Below are 17562 nucleotides of genomic sequence, written 5' to 3' on the forward strand. Positions count from 1 at the left end.
TGGTGAGGCGCCCGGGGTGGGTGCCTTCACTGGGGACAGACGACGTAACTCGGCGGTAGCGCGACGGGTGTGACAAGAGTTCAGTCGCAGTCGCGGCAGCGGCTGCTGGCGCCGTCGAACATGGCCGCCGGATGGACGACGAAGCAGGCCGTGCACTGGCGCTCGAACACCTTGCGGTCGCAGCCGCAGCGGTCGCAGTCGGGGCACGGGGCAGACTCGCAGCGGGCGCAGGCGCGGGCGAAGGAGGTGAAGTCCTCCCCGCAGTGTGCGCAGGTATAGCTGGCGGCCTCGGGGCCGTTGTATCGAACGGAGGGCGCGAAGGTCCTCCAGGGCGCGAGGTCGGTGACGGCGACGGCGAGGACGTAGCCGTCCATGGCCGCGGTCTGCAAGTACAGCTCCTCACCGGCGACGGCGCCGTCACGGTAGGCAAGCCGGCCACGTCCCTCGACGTGTCCCTGGCCCGACAGGGCCGTGCGCAGGACCGGGACCTGGCTCTGGTCGCTGCCGCGCCGCAGTGGGGGCAGGCCGTGGGAGGCACCGAAGGCGAGGATGCCGTCGCGATCAAGGAGCAGGATGTGACCGGGAGCTGGGAGGCGTTCGCTGGCTTTCACGCACGCCGCCATACGGGAGGCATTGCTCACCCGCCACAGTGCGACTGCGGCGTCCGCCGTGGGACCGGCGGCAGTGATATGGCGATCGGTGAGTGTGTCGGGCAGGAGGATGTCGGCGGCGAAGGCATCGCAGGCAGCATCCTCCAGGGCGGCGCCACCGTCGGGCTCGGCAAGCAGGACGTCCATCAGCTCCACCACGGTCTGCTGCAGGTGGTGGCCCAGCTCATGGAGACCGGTGAACTCGCGGCGGGCCAGGCTGGCAGAGGTGGCGACGGCGAGGACGGCGGGAGTACCGGCGAAATAGGCACCGGAGACACTGCAGCCGCCGCCAGAGCGATCGTCGGGTACGTCCCTGACCTGAAGGCCGGGCCACTGCCGCAGCTCGTCAAGGGCGCCGTCGCCCAGCCGCTGGGCAGCGCCAGGGTGGTCGCGCTGAAGGACGGTGAGCATGGCCTTGGCCTGGGTACGGGCCGCGGCGCGGCGCAGGTAGTCCATCACTCGCTCTCCGGGCCTAGGTGCACTTGGAAATAGCGGTCTACCCGAGCAGGCCAGTCCGTTTCCGCAGGGCGCTCCTGACGCGCTGCCAGTGAGAGCGTGGCAAAGAGTGCCTGTCGGCGGGCTTCCTGTTCAGCGGTTCCGGTGAGGTGGGCGAGCCGACGGATCTGTTCGCGACGGGCGGGGCGACTCAGCTCGTGTAGCAAACGGTCGGGCAACGGCGGATTGGCAGCCAGGATCGCGTCCGCAGACATGCCCAGGGTCGGTGCGAGGAGGTGAGCTTCGGGCGGGGTGAGAGATGTCTGCGCGCGCAGCAGCGCGAGGGCGCGCGGTGGCTTGATGCTCAAGCGATGGATCAGTTCGGTGGGGCCCAGGCCGCGCTGCTTCAGCAGGGCAGGCAGACCGCCGCTGCCCCGAGGCGCCCAGCGCGCCGTCGCCAGCACGTCCATGGTGTCGGCGAGGGTGGAGCGGAACTCGGCCGCCTGCGATGCGGGGCTGGGAAGGGGGCTGCCATAGCGGTACCCAGAGGCATCCGGGACGGGTGAGCCGTCGGCTTCCAAGGGAACGGACAGCTCGCTGACCTGCCGGTCCAGGACATACCACGGAAGACGCCTGCCCAGACCGCACCACAGGGCAAGCGGCTGCTCCAAGGTGGAAGCCTCGGCGGGCAGCAGCACCGTGTCGGGGTCGTTGAAGCGCGTCTCCAGGGAGACCGGCAAGGCGTGCACCGTGGTGTCATCGACCGCCGTGATAGCCACAACCTCGACAACGCCTTCCCACACAGCGCGCCAGATCTGGCCCGGTCGGGGATCACCCGGCGCTGCCGCCGCCACGGTACGGACCGCATCGGGAACATGCAGCTGGGCGGCTGCAGCGCGAAGCCGCTCATATGCGCTGCTCGATGCCTGGCTCATCGGGCGGCCCCCATTCCTTTCAGCGGTCTGTTCCCACTATGGACAAACGACGTGACTCGCCGAACGTCAGGGGGGTTCACTGCTGCGGCGGAGCAACGCTGCGGCTACCTCTCGGGGATCACTACCCGCAGCGGTCAGAGCCAGCATTAGCTTCTCACTCAGCGCATCCATGATCGCGGACGTCTGTCGGCGCCCGAGTCCAAGCAGGACGGAGACTTCCGCCGGATCGTCCTCCAGGAACGACAGCAGTTTCCGCTCCTGCGGGGACATGTCCGCCCAGATTTCCCCGGCTATGGTCTCGGCCTCCACGGGAACGGTCCCGTGTTCCTGATCGGTGGCAGAGTCGATGAGCGCGCCATCATCCGCGTACAGCGTCGTGTACTCGGCAGGGGCGAGCAGCTCGAAGCGGGCTTCAAGAACCTTGGCCAGTTCTTCCTCCCGGACCGCTCCACCTGCTGCCTCCAGCACTCCGGCGAGTACGACCATCAGGGCGCGCACGGTTTCCCTGGGAGTCGGCCCGGAGTGGTTCCAGGCAGTGATCCATACGCCACGCACTTCCCAGGCGGCTTTGACCAGTTCATCTAGATCGCCTTGCCAGACGGCGCCGGGTGGGCGAGAGGTCAGGGCCCATCGGGGCGAAGTACCAGCCACCGCGCGAAACCGGCTGTCCGCGCCAAGGCGCGCAGCGAAGCGCCGCCGCAGCTTCCCCCGCTCGGTACGTTTGGCTTCGTCGATCAGGAAATTCCTGATCGACGTGAAGAACATCCTCTCCAGGGAAGCGTCGTCGACCGTCTTCAGAAAGCAGGTTAGGAGGAAGTTCTCGCCCTTCCTGCTGATCATCTCAAACAGGAGCTCGTCGACGGCCTCGTCCGTCCACGCGGCATGACCTTCGGGCGGTGGGAATCCCTGGGATCTTGCCACCTGACGACCGACGCGTCGGAGCAACTCAAGACCCAGATCACCAAGCTGGCCGTACTGCGCCAGCTCCTCATGCGCCCCGCCCGCCATCGACCACCTCGGCCTCACCCTGCGGACTGCGCCGTCCGCACTGACCTCTTCCTATACACCTCCCGAGGCGCGGACGGAGGTCCGCCACGCCGTTGGCTCAGCACGAGAATGCTCGCCCGGCCGCGAACGGCGATGCATGGCGGTTCCCCGCGGGCCATCCCCCTGTCTCTCCATCCCAGGGACTTTCAGCGCTGCCCGAGGGACGATCAGGTCGCTCGATTTACCGTTTGAGCTTCCAGCCATGCCTCTACCTCCGACCAGCGGTAGCGCAAATAGCGGCCGACCTTGTGGGCTCGCGGACCCTGGTGTCGGTGATTCCATATGTAGACCGTATTCAGAGGTACGCCCAGGAAATCGGCCAGCTCCTCCGCGCTCGCCAAGGGGCAACGGTCCCCCGCGCCACTGGCGGCTTCTTCCGCATGGGCATTGGTTCGACGCATGGGCACTCCAGAACGGTTCGAAGCGGGCAGGAAAGAACCACGTGAGCGGTATTCCGCCGTGGTGGCACGTGGAACGTTTGCACTAAATTCCGGCCGGACCAAACAGAGGCCCTCTCGACGAAACGCCTGCGACTCTTGCGAACTCTCGAAAAACATTGGTGAATGCTCGCTGAGGGTTCGGCGAGGGCTCGCCGAACCCTCAGCGAGCATTCACCTAGGTGAAATCTTCTATACCGCTCTGCACCCTTTGTCGCGAAGACCCCAAGAATGCATTTGACATCTTCGGCTCGCCTGGATCAACATCCAATTCACTTAGGGCTCGTTGAACGGGCACCCGACCTCGCCATCGACGATGGCCCTGATTCAAGAGAGTCCACGAATAGACTCAAAGGCCCATTGAAAACTAGGAGTTAGTTGATGCCGTACGACCGCTGGCACAAGTCGCGCCCGAAAGACGGGGAGTCGACCTGCAAGGAACACGGCAAAGTTCCGACGCGGGATCACGGGACGGGGAAGCGGTGGCAGGCCCGATGGCGCAACCGGGAAGATGTCCAGCAGACGGAGCTGTTCCGCACCGAGGTCGAAGCCCGCAGGCACGAGACCAAGATGCGGTCCGGAGTGGACGACGGTTCGTACATCAACCCTCGCGCCGGTGAGGTCAGGGTCGGTGAACTCGCCCTTACGTGGCTCAAGGGGCACGAACACAAGAATCCACGGACTTACCGACGCCACAAGGAGCGGATTCTCCTGCACGTCGTTCCTACCGCAGTCGGGAAGATGCGCGTGAAGGACGTGAACGCCTCGTCTTTGCTGGACTGGCTGCACGACCGTCGCAGGCTGCTCGAAAGTTCCACGCTGCGCCTGGTCTTCGACAATCTTCGGGCCGTCTTTGACCTGGCCGTGGACGACAGCCTGATACACAAAAATCCGTGCCTCGCCAAATCGGTGCAGGACGCCAAGCCGAAGCGAGGAGGTGGCGGCCGGGCAGAGCTGACCCTGACATGGGAGGACACCGAGAAGATCCGTGCCGAACTTCCCGACCGCTACAAAGCACTCGTCGACTGCGGTCGCGGCCTGGGTCTTCGGCAAGGAGAGATATTCGGCCTGTCACCAGAAGATATCGACTGGGCGCATCCGGACGGCGCCATGGTGCACGTGCAACGGCAAGTAGTCCACGACGGCTCGTTCCTCGCATACGCCCTCCCCAAGGGCGGAGACGACGAGGACCCGAAGGACCGGTGGGTCGAGCTGACCGACGACGTGGCCACCCCCCTCCGCGAGCACATGGAGAAGTACCCGCCGGTCGAGGTGACCCGACCGTGGGGCAGCAAAGGCGGCGACCCGGTCACGGTGCGGCTGATCTTCTACACCCGGGAGAAGACCGCCATTCAGTCGAATTGGTTCAACTCCTACCGCTGGAAGCCGGCCCTGGCGTCGGCCGGCCTCATCAAGCCCCTTGAGCCCGACGCGAAGGGACGACGCTGGGAGAAGTCCCGCGACGTGATGATGCACGCGCTCCGACACCTGTACGCGTCGATGATGATCAACGGCGGGGTAGACGTGTACACACTCGCGGACCGCCTCGGACACGCCGATCCCGCGTTTACCCTGCGTAAATACGTGCACCGGGTCGTGGGAGCCGGTTCCAAGGTCCGCATCGCGGTCCGGAGCGCCTACACCAGGGCCGCGTGACTCCTGCTCCGTTCGGCTTGTGCAACAACCGTGCAAGATGATCTTCAAGAGGGGTCATTTGCCCTGGTCAGAAGCTTTGTCTATGAGTTCCGGGACATCTGAGTCGCACCCCTCCCAGCCCCGCACCCCGTCCGGCCCGCGAGGAGGCGGATCGGGCCGGGTGAGGGGCGCCGTACCCTTATTGCGAACTGGTTGCAATAAGGGTGTGTGCGGAAGGGCGGCGGGGCATGGAGTCTCCTGTGGTGCTCGGGATCGAGTCCTCGTGCGACGAGACCGGGGCGGGGCTCGTGCGGGACGGGCGGCTGCTCGGGCACGCGGTGGCGTCGAGCATGGACGAGCACGCGCGGTTCGGCGGGGTCGTACCGGAGATCGCGGCGCGGGCGCATCTGCACTCCTTCACCCCCGTCGTACGGGAGGCGCTGGACCGGGCGGGGCTGCGGGCGGCGGACATCGGCGCCGTGGCGGTCACCACCGGGCCCGGGCTCTCGGGGGCGCTCCAGGTGGGGGTGGCCGGGGCGAAGACCCTGGCGTTCTCGCTGGGCGTGCCGCTGTACGGGGTGCACCACCTGGCCGGGCATGTCGCCGCCGACACCCTGGAGCACGGGCCGCTGCCCGATCCCTGCATGGTGCTGATCGTCTCCGGCGGGCACACGTCTCTGCTGCTCGTCCGGGACCTGGCCCGGGACCCGATCACGCACCTGGGCGACACGGTCGACGACGCGGCCGGTGAGTGCTTCGACAAGGTGGCCCGGGTGTTCGGGCTGCCCTACCCGGGCGGGCCGGCCGTCGACCGGGCCGCCCGGGACGGCGACCCGCGCGCCGTGGCGTTCCCGCGCCCGCTGTCCGGGCCGCGGGACTCCCCGTACGACTTCTCGTTCTCCGGGCTGAAGACCGCCGCCGCCCGCTGGGCCGAGCGCCACCGGCCGGCCGGCGAGGAACTGCCGCTCGCGGACGGGGCCGCATCGCTCCAGGAGGCCGTGGCCGACGTGCTGACCCGAAAAGCGGTGGCCGCCTGCCGCGAACACGGCGTGGGCACGCTGGTCGTGGTGGGCGGGGTCGCCGCCAACTCCCGGGTCCGGGCCCTGGCCGAGGAGCGCTGCCGTGCCGCCGGCATCACCCTGCGGGTCCCGCCCCCGAGGCTGTGCACCGACAACGGCGCGATGATCGCGGCGGTCGGCGACCTCCTGGTGCGGGCGGGCGCCCGGCCCGCGCCGCTGGATGTGTCGGTCGACCCGTCCGCGCCCCTGGAGTACGCCGCGCTGCACCCCGTCGCCCGGCCCGCACCGGTGGCTATCCGAAGGTGAAGGAGTAGGCCTTGATCCCGGGGCTGACGCTCAGGTCCAGGCGGGCCTGGCGGGCGTCCTTGTCGTCCACCAGGCGGTACAGGGTGGGCGCGCCCTCGACCTGGACGGTCCTGGTCTCCTTGCCGTTGACCCTGACCGTTACCTGTCCGGTGCCCGCGAGGACCACGTTGACGTTCTTCGCGCGGTAGTTGAGCCCGATCCGCGCGTCGGCGCCGGCGGTGAAGTGCTCGTAGCCCGCCGTCCAGGTGCCGCCGATACCGATGCCGTTCACGGGGAGCGCGGCGGGCAGACGGTAGGTCTTGGCCCTGTCGTCCTCCAGGGGGTCACCGGTGTAGTTCCGGATGCGGAGGTTGCTGAGGTAGGTCTCCGGGGTGCGGTCCTTCGTGAGTGCGTCGTCGGACTGGGTGGTCCTCGGCGGCAGGGCGACGGCGGGGTCGGCCTGCTTGAGGAGGTCGCGGATGAGGTCCTCGGTCTGGGCGTACTTGCCCTCGCCGAACTTGAAGTACCGCACCGTGCCGTCGGCGTCGATGAGGTACTTGGCCGGCCAGAACCGGTTGCGGTAGTTGTCCCAGGTGGTCAGCTTGTTGTCGAGGGCGACCGGGTAGTTGATGCCCATCTTCCTGGTCTGGGAGGCGACGTTCCCGGCGTCCTTCTCGAAGGCGAACTCGGGTGAGTGCACGCCGATGATCTCCAGCCCGGCGTCCTTGTAGGTCCGGTTCCACTCCTTGATGTGCGGCAGACTGCGCTGGCAGTTGATGCAGGAGTAGGTCCAGAAGTCGATCAGGACCACCTTGCCGCGCAGGGCCTTCAGGTCGACGGGCTGCCCGCCCGGGGTGTTGAGCCACTTGGAGATGCCCTCGATGGCCGGTGCCTTGCCGCAGGAGCGGAGCGCGTCGGCCCCGTCCTCGCACTTGGCGAGTTCCTTGTTGGAGTTGTCGTAGAGGCCCGAGAGCTGCTGGCGGGCGGCGTCGCTGTCCTCGACCTTGCGCTGGGCGGCGGCGGTGTAGTTCGGCAGGGCCCGCTGGATGGCGTCGGTGACGTCGAAGGCCAGGGCGCAGGCGAGGACGATCATCAGGACGCCCGCGGCGATGCGCAGCTTGCGGGCGCGGGTACGGAAGGCGGCGACGCGTTCGGAGACCCTGCGCCCGGCGAGCGCGAAGACGAGCAGCGGGACGGCCGTGCCGATGGCGAAGGAGAGGGTGAGCGCGACGACGTCCGTACTGATCCTGCCGCGCGCCCCGGCGACCGTGATGGCGGCCAGGACCGGGCCTGCGCAGGGGACGTACAGCAGTCCGAGCCCCAGGCCGAGGACGAACGCGCTGCCCTCCTTGTTGACCTGGCGCTGGGGGATGCGGGCGAAGGGCTTCTCCAGAAGGCTCTCGACACGGGGGAAGATCAGACCCAGGCCGATCATCACCAGCAGGGCGAGTCCGACGTAGCGGAGGATGTCCTCCGGCAGGCCGAGGGCCGAGATGAGGGTGACGCCGAGCAGGGTGAAGAAGCTGAAGCTGAGGACGAGGCCCAGGACCACCGCGTAGGGCCGCCGGTTGCGCAGGCGCGTGGGCGCGGGCCGCTCCGGCGCCACGAGGGTGGTGCCGGAACCGGCCTCCGGTGCGCCTGCCCCCTCCACCGGCCCGGCCCGGCCGCCTGCGGGTGGCGTGTCCGTCCCGGGGCCGCCGGCGAGGAACACGACCGGCAGCACCGGCAGGATGCACGGGGACACGGCGGTGATCAGCCCGCCGAGCAGGCCGATCAGGATCAACGTAAGCATGGCGGTCGCCCTCCGGTACGAAGACCGGCGTGCCCGCCCTCCGTACCTCTTATTCGAAGGCGGCGACCCGCGGGATTGGTCCGGGCGGGGTCAGACCGCGGCCAGGGACACCTCGGTCGACTTGATCAGGGCGACGACGGGCGTTCCGGAGGCGAGGCCCAGGTCGCTGACGGCGTCCTTGGTGATGGCTGCGGTCAGTTCGCCGCCCTCGACGGCGACCTTGACGCCGGCCATCGCGCCGCCGGTCACCACATCCGTGACGGTGCCCGGGATCTGGTTGCGGATGCTCAGGCCCTCGACGGGGCCGGTGGCCAGGGACACTTCGGTGGACTTCACCAGGGTGCGCACGGGGGACCCCTCGGCGAGCCCCAGATCCTTGACCGCTTCGAGGGTGATGGCGGCCGTGATGTCCTGCCCGCCGGCCAGGCGCACCTTCACGGTGGCCATGACCTCGCCCGGGGTGACGGCCGTGACGGTGCCGGGGATCTGGTTACGGATGCTCAGGCTCATGGAACGGTGCCTCGAATTCGTGGGGAAATGCCAGGTATCTCCTGGTCCGCCCTGCCACTCTAGACACCCTGGCCCCGGCTGTCCGGACGCCCGTCGCAGACGCGAGCCCGATCCGGGGTCAGGGCCGGCAGAGGCTGCCGAAGTGCGCAATCCGTCACCCGGGCACGGTGCCCGTCCAGGGCCCGGAGCCGGTCCCGGCCCCCGTCCTGGCGCAGTCCACGGCCAGCCGCAGACTCTCGGCGACCGCGCCGGGGATGTCGACGACCGGGAACAGCGTGTGCCGTACGGTCCTCTCGGCGTCGAGGACCAGGATCAGGCGCTTGTGGCGCAGCCGGCCCGCACCCCGGAACACCGGCAGCCCGAGGGCGGCCGCCAGTTGGTGCGAGGCATCGGAGAGCAGGAGGTGGGGCACCTCCTCGGACCGGGCGAACTCCACCTGCTCGTGGACGAGTTGGGTACTGATGCCGCGTACGGCCACGCCCGCCCGCCGGAAGTCGGGCCAGGCGTCCTTGAAGAGCCGGTTCTCCAGGGTGCAGCCGTCGGCGCCGGGGATCGGCGGATCGCCCCACGGGATGCCCGTGCCAGGGTATGTGAACAGCACGGTGGCGGCGGCGTCCGGCGGGACCAGGGCGGGATCGGCGCCCAGGGTCCCGGGCAGGGCCAGGCCGTCGGGCAGCCGGGTGCCGGCCAGGGCGTGCACCCGGGCGTGTTCGGCACTGTCGCCCTCGGCCGTGGCGGTGAGGCTTCCGTCGCCCAGCACCCAGCGGTCGCCCCAGTCCTGCATCGCGACGAGCAGCGGGAGCAGCGCGGACCCGGCGTCGGTCAGCAGGTACTCGTAGCGCACCGGGCGCCGCTGGTAGAGGCTGCGGCGCAGCACCCCGGCCGCGACGAGGCGGCCCAGACGCTCCGTCAGGACGTTGCGGGACAGGCCGAGCCCGGCGGCCAGCGCGTCGAAACGGACGTGGCCGCGCGCGATTTCCCGCAGCACCAGCACGTTCCACCAGTCCCCGAGGACCACGGCCGCCTGGGCGATGCCGCAGGTCTCGTCGGCGTTGTGCATCTTCATGCGCCCATAGTAGGTTCTCTTTCAGGACTCACTTTGTTTCCCGATGGAACTTACTTCCGTCACGGTGTCTGCGCGTGACGGACCTGCGCGAGGAGTTTGCAACGTGCCAGTACTCATCAGCCGGGTCGTCGGACGCGAGATCCTCGACAGCCGGGGCAACCCCACGGTCGAGGTCGATGTCGAACTCTCCGACGGATCGCTCGGCCGCGCGGCCGTCCCGTCCGGCGCGTCCACCGGGGCCCGGGAGGCGAGGGAACTCCGCGACGGCGACCCGGCCCGCTTCCACGGCAAGGGCGTGCGAGGCGCGGTGGATGCCGTCAACGACGCCATCTCCGACGCCGTGGTGGGACGCTCCGCCGACGACCAGGCGGGGGTGGATGCCGCACTGATCGAGCTGGACGGCACGCCCGACAAGACCCGGCTCGGCGCCAACGCGATCCTGGGCGTCTCCCTGGCCGCCGCCAAGGCCGCCGCGGCCTCCCACCGGCTGCCGCTCTACCGCTACGTCGGCGGCGTCGACGCCCGCGTCCTGCCGGTGCCGATGATGAACATCGTCAACGGCGGCGCCCACGCCGACAATCCGCTGGACTTCCAGGAGTTCATGATCGCCCCGATCGGCGCGGCCACCTTCGCCGAGGCGGTACGCATGGGCTCGGAGGTCTTCCACACGCTGCGCGGCAGCCTGATCGCCGCCGGACACAGCGTCAACGTCGGTGACGAGGGCGGTTTCGCGCCGGACCTGCGGACCGCCGACGAAGCCCTGGACTTCGTCGTGCGCGCCATCGAGGAGACCGGCTACAAGCCCGGCACCGACATCACCCTGGTCATGGACCCGGCCACGTCGGAGTTCTTCCACGACGGCGTCTACGACTACGCGGGCGAGGGCGTCCGCCGCACCCCCGCCGAGCACGCCGACTACCTCGCCGGGCTCGTCGACCGCTACCCCGTCGCCTCCATCGAGGACCCGATGGCGGAGGACGACCACGACGGCTGGCGCGCGCTGACCGCCCGGCTCGGCGACCGCTGCCAGCTCACGGGCGACGACGTGTTCTGCACCAACGAGACCCTGCTGCGGGCCGGAATCCGGGACTCCATCGCCAACTCGGTCCTCGTCAAGGTCAATCAGATCGGCACCCTGACCGAGACCCTGGCCACGGTCGCCACCGCCCACCGGGCCGGCTACACCGTCGTCATGTCCCACCGCTCCGGCGAGACCGAGGACACCACGATCGCCGACCTCGCCGTCGCCACCGGCTGCGGCCAGATCAAGACCGGTTCGCTCTCCCGCTCGGACCGGACCGCCAAGTACAACCAGCTCGTCCGCATCGAGGAGGAACTGGGCACGCAGGCCCACTACGCCGGCCGCGAGGCGCTGGGCCTGCGCCGGCCGTAGCGGGCGGGCCTCAGTCGGCGGTGCCGGGCTTGACGCCCCACACGTAGACGGGATCCTCCAGGGCCAGCAGGTCCCACAGCTTCGCGGCGTCGTCCACGGTCAGGTTGACGCAGCCCGCCGAGCCGCCGCCGTCGTACAGGTCCCCCGGGTGGCCGTGGAGGGCCTGGCCGCCGTCGAAGAACTGGGAGTACGGCATGGGGGCATTGTCGTAGATGGTCGAGACGTGGTCGCGGTCGCGCCAGTAGACCGCGTGCCGGCCGGGGCGGGTCTCCTGCGCGTCGCGACCGGTGCGGATGGGCACCGGCCCGAAGACGACGCGCTTGCCGGTCTGCACCCACAGCAGCTGCCGGTCCATGTCGACGCAGGTCATCCGGGAGGACTCGACGGGGCAGCGGCCTGCCGCGTTGGGATCGGGCGTCGCCTCGACGACGAGCACGGTGCGGTACGTGGCGAGGTCGGCGAAGCCGTCCGCGTGGGGCCGGTCGTTCGCGGTCTGGAAGGACCGGATGGCCCGGCAGTCCTCCGGTGACTGGCGGCCGTCCACGGGCCGGCCCAGATGTTTCTCCAGCTGACGCTGGTAGGGACCGGCCGGTGCGGTGCACTCCGTGTCGGCCGGCGGCACGGCCGCGGCGGGAGCAGCTGTGCACAGCAGTGCCGTGACCGCTGCTGCGGCCACGGCACCGGTGGTACGGATGGGGCGACGCACGACGGGACCTCCTGGGCGGATCAGCGCTTCACGGGCTCTGTGCGCCAGTCGACCAGGCTCCGGCCCGGCCGCCCACTGGTGGGCGGCCGGGTGAGTGAGTGCGCCCGGGGCGCCCCCCTTCGGGGCGTTACTTGCAGTCCTTGCCCTTGCAGGGCTCACCGCGCTGGTTGTCCAGCTCGACGGTGACACCCTGCGAACTGTTCGCCTCCGTCACCTCGAACGGTCCCGAGACAGGGTTGGCGGGCAGCACGTAGCCCTCCGGGACGGCCGTCTCGCGCAGGTAGTACGCGCCCAGCGGGAGGTCGTCGAAGACGCATTCACCCGCCTCGTCGGTGGAGCACCCCGGGTCGGCCGGCGTGTCCGGGTCCGTCCCGGCCGTCTGGAGCCCCGGTACGCCGTTGGTCTCCCGCCACAGCTCGAAAACCGCCCCGGCCAGCGGCCGCCCGTTCTTCGCGTCCGTCTTCTCCAGGGTCAGCGAACCGGTCACCGGCGGCACCGGCTCCTTGGTATTGGCGGCCGCCACCTGGACGCCCGCGTCCGCGTTGTCCTCGGTGAGCGTCAGCGGTCCGAACACCGCCGGGTCAGGGAGCTCGTACCCGTCCGGCGCCTCCGTTTCGCGCCAGTAGTAGGTGCCCAGGGCCGTGGTCCGCGCGCACACGCCCGTCGACGGCGTCGTGCACGTCGTCACCAGCGTGTCCGGGTCGGTCCCCGTCGTCTGCAGACCCGGCACGTTGTTGGTCTCGCGCCACAGCTCGAAGTCCGCGCCTGCCAGCGGGGCGCCGGAGTCCGAGTCCGTCTTGAGGACGCGCACCTCACCGGTCACGGGCTGCGGGCCGGCGCAGTCCGGGAGGTCGCCGTTGAAGGGGTAGGCGTGGAACTCCTGCCCGCCGCCCCCGGTCGCGGAGCTGGTGTGGGTGACCGAGCCGGTGGTGAAGAACCTGCCGTTGACCCCGGGGAGGGTCACCGTGGTCATGGAGGACTGCTCCCCCATCAGGAGGCTGCCCTGGAACTGCCCGGTGCCCGTGAGGCCCACGCTGGTGGCGTCCGGGAAGTTCCAGAGGAGGCGGTCGCGGTAGGAATTCAGCGGGTCGGTCGCGTCGTCGATCCCGCCGCTGTAGGTGTTGATCGTGCGGTCGGCGCCGATGACGTTGACCAGGATCGTCGCACCGGCGGGGATGTCCGCGAAGACGATCCCCTGCTGGGCGCCGGTGGCGGTGGCCAGGTCGAAGTCGACGTTGAAGACCTGGAGGGCGGAGGTCCCGTCGCCGGTGAAGAGCGTCCGGGTGCCCTGGTTGACCGCCGTGCCCGTGGGGGTGCGGAGCGCACCGCCGGGGCGCGCGTAGCACTGGCTGGCCGCAGTGAGCTGGTCGCGCAGCGCCGTGTAGGGGGCAGCGGCGGCCGGGTCCTGGACGGGCGTCCCGGCGATCGTACCGGTCTGCGTCCCGGCGTACCGTACGACTCCCTGCTCGCCGGCGATGCCGCCTGTCGTGTCGAGGGTCTGGCCGCCGGCGATCGTCACGTCCCCGCCGGTGGTCAGGAAGTCGGCCCCATTGGGCGGCGGGACGCGGGAGCCGACGCCGACGATCCCGAGGTTGTACGAACCGCTCGCGCCCGGGTCCTTGTTCTGGTCGAAGTCGTCGAGCACCACCACACGGCCCTCGGCCTCGGCCGCCCTGCCGCGTACGAGGAAGTCGTCACCGACAAAGATGTTGATCGCGTTGTCCCGGCCGGCGAGGGGCCCGTTGTTGATCCCTGGGAACGGGTCGGGGCAGGCGCCCGGCACGCACGGGCCGAGGCCGCCCGGTAGAGGGGCCGCGGTGGCCGGGGCGGCACCGAGGCCGAGGGTGAAGGCGGGGACGACGGTCGCGAGCACGGCGCAGGCCGCCCCGGTGGTGCGGGCGCGTGCACGCAGCCGGGCGAGGCGTTGGGTGAGAGGTCTCATAGCCAGCATCCTGGGCAGCGGCGGCGCACCGGCCCGGGGCCGACACGTGCCGTTGCGCCTTCCAGGCTCCAACCCCACCCGTACGGACCGGCAAGGGCCGGGGCGTCCGGCCCTTGCCGGGAAACTATGAATGGTGCTTCACTTCTTTCATGGCCTACCGCAAGACCCCAGCCGAAATCCAGCGCCTCTCATCGGCCCGCGAGCATCTCGTCGCCCGGGCGACCGAGGTCGTCGCCGAAGTGGGCTGGTCACAGGCGTCCGTGACCGCCGTCGCCGACGCCGCCGGCATCGCGGCCGGCTCGGTCTACCAGCACTTCCCGTCGAAGGCCGCCCTCGCCGTCGAGGTCTTCCGGCGTGCGGCGGGACACGAGGTGGACGTCCTCGCCTCCGTGCTGACCGGGCCCGGGAGCCCGGTCGAGCGGCTCACCGACGGCGTACGGGTCTTCGCCGGGCGCGCGCTGGAGAACCGCGGCCTGGCCTACGCGCTGCTCGCCGCCCCGGCCGAACCCGCCGTCGGCGGCGAACGCCTCGCCTTCCGCCGCCGCTACCGCGCGCTGTTCGCCGAGGTGGTCCGTGAGGGCATGGCGCAGGGACTGCTTCCGCCGCAGAACGGGGACATCACCGCAGCGGCCCTCACCGGCGCGGTCGGCGAGGTCCTCGTGGCGCCGCTGGGCGCCCCGGAGGAGAACGACACCGACGGGCTGCTCGCCGAGCTGACCGCCATGGCCCTGCGCTGCGCCGGCGCCGCCTCGCCGTCGCCCCGCCCCTGATCCGTCTCCGCCGATCCCTCTCCGCCCAGGAAGGCCCGCCATGTCCGCGAACCCCGCACCGCACAGCCACCCCGCCGCGACGACCCACGAGGTGACGAACCAGCCGCCGCCGCTGACCGGGCACGACGTCGCCGACGACCCGGTGCTGATCGAGGGCGTGTGCCGCGAGGGCGCGGACTGGTATCTGGACGACCTGCACCGGCTGGGGCGGCGCGCGGGCAGTGCGGAGGCGCAGCGCTGGGCGGACGAGGCCAACCGGCACGAGCCGAGGCTGCGCACCCACGACCGCTACGGACACCGCATCGACGAGGTCGAGTTCCACCCCGCCTACCACTGCCTCATGGACGTGGCGATCAGCGAGGGGCTCGGCGGCGCCCCCTGGGCGGACCCCCGGCCCGGCGCGCATGTGGCGCGCGCGGCCGGCTTCATGGTGTGGAGCGGCACGGAGGCGGGCCACGGCTGTCCCGTCTCCATGACGTACGCGGTGGTGCCCGCCCTGCGGCACGCCCCCGAGCTCGCCAAGACCTACGAACCCCTGCTGACGAGCCGGGTGTACGAGGCCGGCCTGCGCACGCCCGCCGAGAAGCCGGGGCTGCTCGCGGGGATGGGCATGACGGAGAAGCAGGGCGGCACCGACGTGCGCGCCAACACGACCACCGCCGCCGAGCAGCCGGACGGCACCTGGCGGCTGCGCGGGCACAAGTGGTTCACCAGCGCCCCGATGAACGACCTCTTCCTCGTGCTCGCGCAGGCGCCGGCCGGTCTCTCCTGTTTCCTGGTCCCCCGGGTGCTGCCCGACGGCAGCCGCAACACGTTCCGTATCCAGCGGCTCAAGGACAAGCTCGGCAACCGCTCCAACGCCAGCAGCGAGCCCGAGTTCGACGACACCGTGGCCTGGCTCGTCGGGGACGAGGGCCGGGGCGTGCGGACCATCATCGACATGGTCACGATGACCCGGCTGGACTGCGTCCTCGGTTCCGCCGCGGGCACCCGCGCCGCGCTCGCCCAGGCGGCCCACCATGTGCGCCACCGTGCCGTGTTCGGCGCCAGGCTCATCGACCAGCCCCTGATGCGCAACGTCATCGCCGATCTGGCCCTGGAGTCCGAGGCGGCGACCACCCTGGCCCTGCGGCTGGCCGGGGCCGCGGACCGCGCCCAGCACGGTGACCCGCGGGAGCGCGCCTTCCTCCGGCTCGCCACGGCGGCCGGCAAGTACTGGGTGTGCAAGCGCCAGCCCGCCGCCGTCGCCGAGGCCCTGGAGTGCCTGGGCGGCAACGGGTACGACGAGGAGTCCGGGATGCCGAGGCTCTACCGCGAGGCCCCGCTCAACGGCATCTGGGAGGGCTCCGGCAACGTCAACGCCCTCGATCTGCTGCGGGCCCTGGCGCGTGAACCGGAGTCGCTCCAGGCGCTGAGCGCCGAGATCGAGGCCGCCACCGGAGCCGACGCCCGGCTGGATGCGGCCTGGCGGGAGCTGCGGGGCGAACTGGTCCTGACCGATGACGCCCCGGTCCGCGCCCGGCGCGTCATCGAGCGCACGGCACTCGTGCTCCAGGGCTCGCTGCTGGTACGCCACGCACCGGCCGCCGTCGCGGACGCGTTCTGCGCCTCGCGACTGGCCGGGGACCGGGGGCTGGCCTTCGGCACGCTGCCGGCCGGGACGGACTTCGACGGGCTGCTCGAACGCCTCCCGGTGTGACCGCCGGCTCCATCCCTTACGGTCCCGTGACGTGCCGTCCGATGTGCGGCGGTACGGCGCCCGCGCGGCCTAGCGTGGGCGGTATGCGTGTACTGGTCACCGGCGGCGCCGGATTCATCGGTTCGGAGATCGTCCGGGCCCTCGTCTCCTCGGGGCACGAGGCGGTGGTGCTCGACGCCCTGCTGCCCTCGGCGCACGGCGGCGCGCCGGGCCGGACCGGCGCCGGGGGCGGCGACGGGCTGATCGTGGCGGACGTGCGGGACCGGGACGCGGTGGAGCGCGCGCTGCGCGGGATCGACGCGGTGTGCCACCAGGCGGCGATGGTCGGCCTCGGCAAGGACTTCGCGGACGCCCCGGACTACGTGGGGTGCAACGACCTCGGTACGGCGGTGCTGCTGGCCGCCATGGCCTCGGCCGGGGTGCGGTCCCTGGTGCTCGCCGGTTCGATGGTGGTCTACGGCGAGGGCCGGTACGACTGTCCCCGCCACGGCCGGGTCCGGCCCGGTCCGCGCGCGGAGGCCGACCTCGCCGCGGGGCGGTTCGAGCCGCGCTGCCCGGACTGCGGGGCCGAACTCGCGCCGGGGCTGGTCGCGGAGGACGCCCCGGCCGATCCGCGCAATGTGTACGCGGCGACCAAGCTCGCCCAGGAGCACCTCGCGTCGTCCTGGGCGCGGGCGACCGGCGGCAGCGCGCTCTCTCTGCGCTACCACAACGTGTACGGGCCGGGGATGCCGCGCGACACCCCGTACGCCGGGGTCGCCTCCTTCTTCCGGTCGGCGCTGGCCCGGGGCGAGGCGCCGCGCGTCTTCGAGGACGGCGGCCAGCGGCGCGACTTCGTCCATGTGCGGGACGTGGCGGCCGCGAACGCGGTGGCGCTGGAGGCGGTCGCGGGGCGTGGCCCCGGCGGCTTCGCCGCGTACAACACCGGGAGCGGGGACCCGCACACCATCGGGGAAATGGCCGCGGCCCTGGCCGGGGCGCACGGCGGGCCGGCGCCGGTGGTCACCGGTGAGTACCGCCTCGGGGACGTACGCCATGTCACCGCCGACTCGCGGCGGCTGCGCGAGGAGCTGGGGTGGGCGCCGGCGGTGGGGTTCGCCGAGGGAATGGCCGGGTTCGCGGCGGCGCCACTGCGGGAGACGGCCGCCGCCCTGCCCGCCTAGGGCGTGTCGTCGAACTGGCGTCGTTGCCCGAAGGGCGGCCGGGCGGCGTCAGGTGCGTGCTCTCGGCGTGCCGACCCC

Annotated in this window: 15 protein-coding genes; 6 read left to right on the forward strand and 9 right to left on the reverse strand. The window is 70.9% G+C overall.

Translation table 11 applies throughout. From position 1 onward, the window contains the following. Positions 1-80: 80 nt before the first annotated feature. The 4 genes from RLT58_RS07970 to RLT58_RS07985 all read right to left on the reverse strand — a co-directional run bounded on the left by RLT58_RS07970 (position 81) and on the right by RLT58_RS07985 (position 3678). On the reverse strand, positions 81-1106 hold the full coding sequence (locus RLT58_RS07970; RefSeq protein WP_311309690.1) for an ImmA/IrrE family metallo-endopeptidase: 1026 nt from the start codon (positions 1104-1106) through the stop codon (positions 81-83). Continuing rightward, a complete protein-coding gene (locus RLT58_RS07975; protein ID WP_311309691.1) occupies positions 1106-2020 on the reverse strand; it encodes a hypothetical protein in 915 nt (304 codons plus the stop codon). The genes RLT58_RS07970 and RLT58_RS07975 overlap by 1 nt, the downstream gene beginning before the upstream one ends. Positions 2021-2086: 66 nt before the next feature. Next, entirely contained in the window at positions 2087-3028 is a 942-nt protein-coding gene (locus tag RLT58_RS07980) for a hypothetical protein (protein ID WP_311309692.1), read from the reverse strand. 206 nt (positions 3029-3234) lie between these two features. Further along, positions 3235-3678: a helix-turn-helix transcriptional regulator gene (locus RLT58_RS07985; protein ID WP_311309693.1), complete on the reverse strand. Its 444-nt coding sequence runs from the start codon at positions 3676-3678 to the stop codon at positions 3235-3237. 207 nt (positions 3679-3885) lie between these two features. Here RLT58_RS07985 and RLT58_RS07990 point away from each other — a divergent pair, with 207 nt between their 5' ends. Both RLT58_RS07990 and tsaD read left to right on the forward strand, forming a co-directional pair. After that, positions 3886-5160 (forward strand): tyrosine-type recombinase/integrase, encoded by a 1275-nt coding sequence (locus RLT58_RS07990; protein WP_311309694.1) that lies wholly within the window; start codon positions 3886-3888, stop codon positions 5158-5160. A 227-nt stretch (positions 5161-5387) separates the two neighbouring features. Beyond that, the gene (gene tsaD / locus RLT58_RS07995) at positions 5388-6464 is read left to right on the forward strand and encodes a tRNA (adenosine(37)-N6)-threonylcarbamoyltransferase complex transferase subunit TsaD (RefSeq protein ID WP_311309695.1); all 1077 of its coding nucleotides are present in this window, start codon (positions 5388-5390) and stop codon (positions 6462-6464) included. Here tsaD and RLT58_RS08000 read toward each other — a convergent pair. The 3 genes from RLT58_RS08000 to RLT58_RS08010 all read right to left on the reverse strand — a co-directional run bounded on the left by RLT58_RS08000 (position 6451) and on the right by RLT58_RS08010 (position 9811). Then, positions 6451-8235, reverse strand: a complete 1785-nt coding sequence (locus RLT58_RS08000) for a cytochrome c biogenesis protein DipZ (protein WP_311309696.1) — start codon at positions 8233-8235, stop codon at positions 6451-6453. The genes tsaD and RLT58_RS08000 overlap by 14 nt on opposite strands. Positions 8236-8325: 90 nt before the next feature. Continuing rightward, the gene (locus RLT58_RS08005; RefSeq protein ID WP_311309697.1) at positions 8326-8745 is read right to left on the reverse strand and encodes a TOBE domain-containing protein; all 420 of its coding nucleotides are present in this window, start codon (positions 8743-8745) and stop codon (positions 8326-8328) included. Between the two features lie 154 nt (positions 8746-8899). Next, a complete protein-coding gene (locus tag RLT58_RS08010; RefSeq protein WP_311309698.1) occupies positions 8900-9811 on the reverse strand; it encodes an HxlR-like winged helix-turn-helix transcriptional regulator in 912 nt (303 codons plus the stop codon). Positions 9812-9914: 103 nt separating this feature from the next. Between RLT58_RS08010 and eno the strand changes: the two genes are divergently transcribed. After that, entirely contained in the window at positions 9915-11204 is a 1290-nt protein-coding gene (eno, locus tag RLT58_RS08015) for a phosphopyruvate hydratase (protein WP_311309699.1), read from the forward strand. A 10-nt stretch (positions 11205-11214) separates the two neighbouring features. Here the strand turns inward: eno and RLT58_RS08020 are convergent, their stop codons facing one another. Together RLT58_RS08020 and RLT58_RS08025 are read right to left on the reverse strand one after the other, a co-directional pair. Beyond that, the gene (locus RLT58_RS08020; protein ID WP_311309700.1) at positions 11215-11910 is read right to left on the reverse strand and encodes a L,D-transpeptidase; all 696 of its coding nucleotides are present in this window, start codon (positions 11908-11910) and stop codon (positions 11215-11217) included. 127 nt (positions 11911-12037) lie between these two features. Further along, on the reverse strand, positions 12038-13852 hold the full coding sequence (locus RLT58_RS08025) for a choice-of-anchor A family protein (RefSeq protein WP_311309701.1): 1815 nt from the start codon (positions 13850-13852) through the stop codon (positions 12038-12040). 149 nt (positions 13853-14001) lie between these two features. Between RLT58_RS08025 and RLT58_RS08030 the strand changes: the two genes are divergently transcribed. The 3 genes from RLT58_RS08030 to RLT58_RS08040 all read left to right on the forward strand — a co-directional run bounded on the left by RLT58_RS08030 (position 14002) and on the right by RLT58_RS08040 (position 17484). Next, positions 14002-14622, forward strand: coding sequence for a TetR/AcrR family transcriptional regulator (locus RLT58_RS08030; protein WP_311309702.1), 621 nt, complete (start codon positions 14002-14004; stop codon positions 14620-14622). Between the two features lie 40 nt (positions 14623-14662). Further along, positions 14663-16321: an acyl-CoA dehydrogenase family protein gene (locus tag RLT58_RS08035; protein ID WP_311309703.1), complete on the forward strand. Its 1659-nt coding sequence runs from the start codon at positions 14663-14665 to the stop codon at positions 16319-16321. A gap of 83 nt (positions 16322-16404) precedes the next feature. Next, a complete protein-coding gene (locus tag RLT58_RS08040) occupies positions 16405-17484 on the forward strand; it encodes an NAD-dependent epimerase/dehydratase family protein (RefSeq protein WP_311309704.1) in 1080 nt (359 codons plus the stop codon). The last annotated feature ends 78 nt before the right edge of the window (positions 17485-17562 follow it).

The organism is Streptomyces sp. ITFR-16, assembly GCF_031844705.1.
GTDB lineage: Bacteria > Actinomycetota > Actinomycetes > Streptomycetales > Streptomycetaceae > Streptomyces.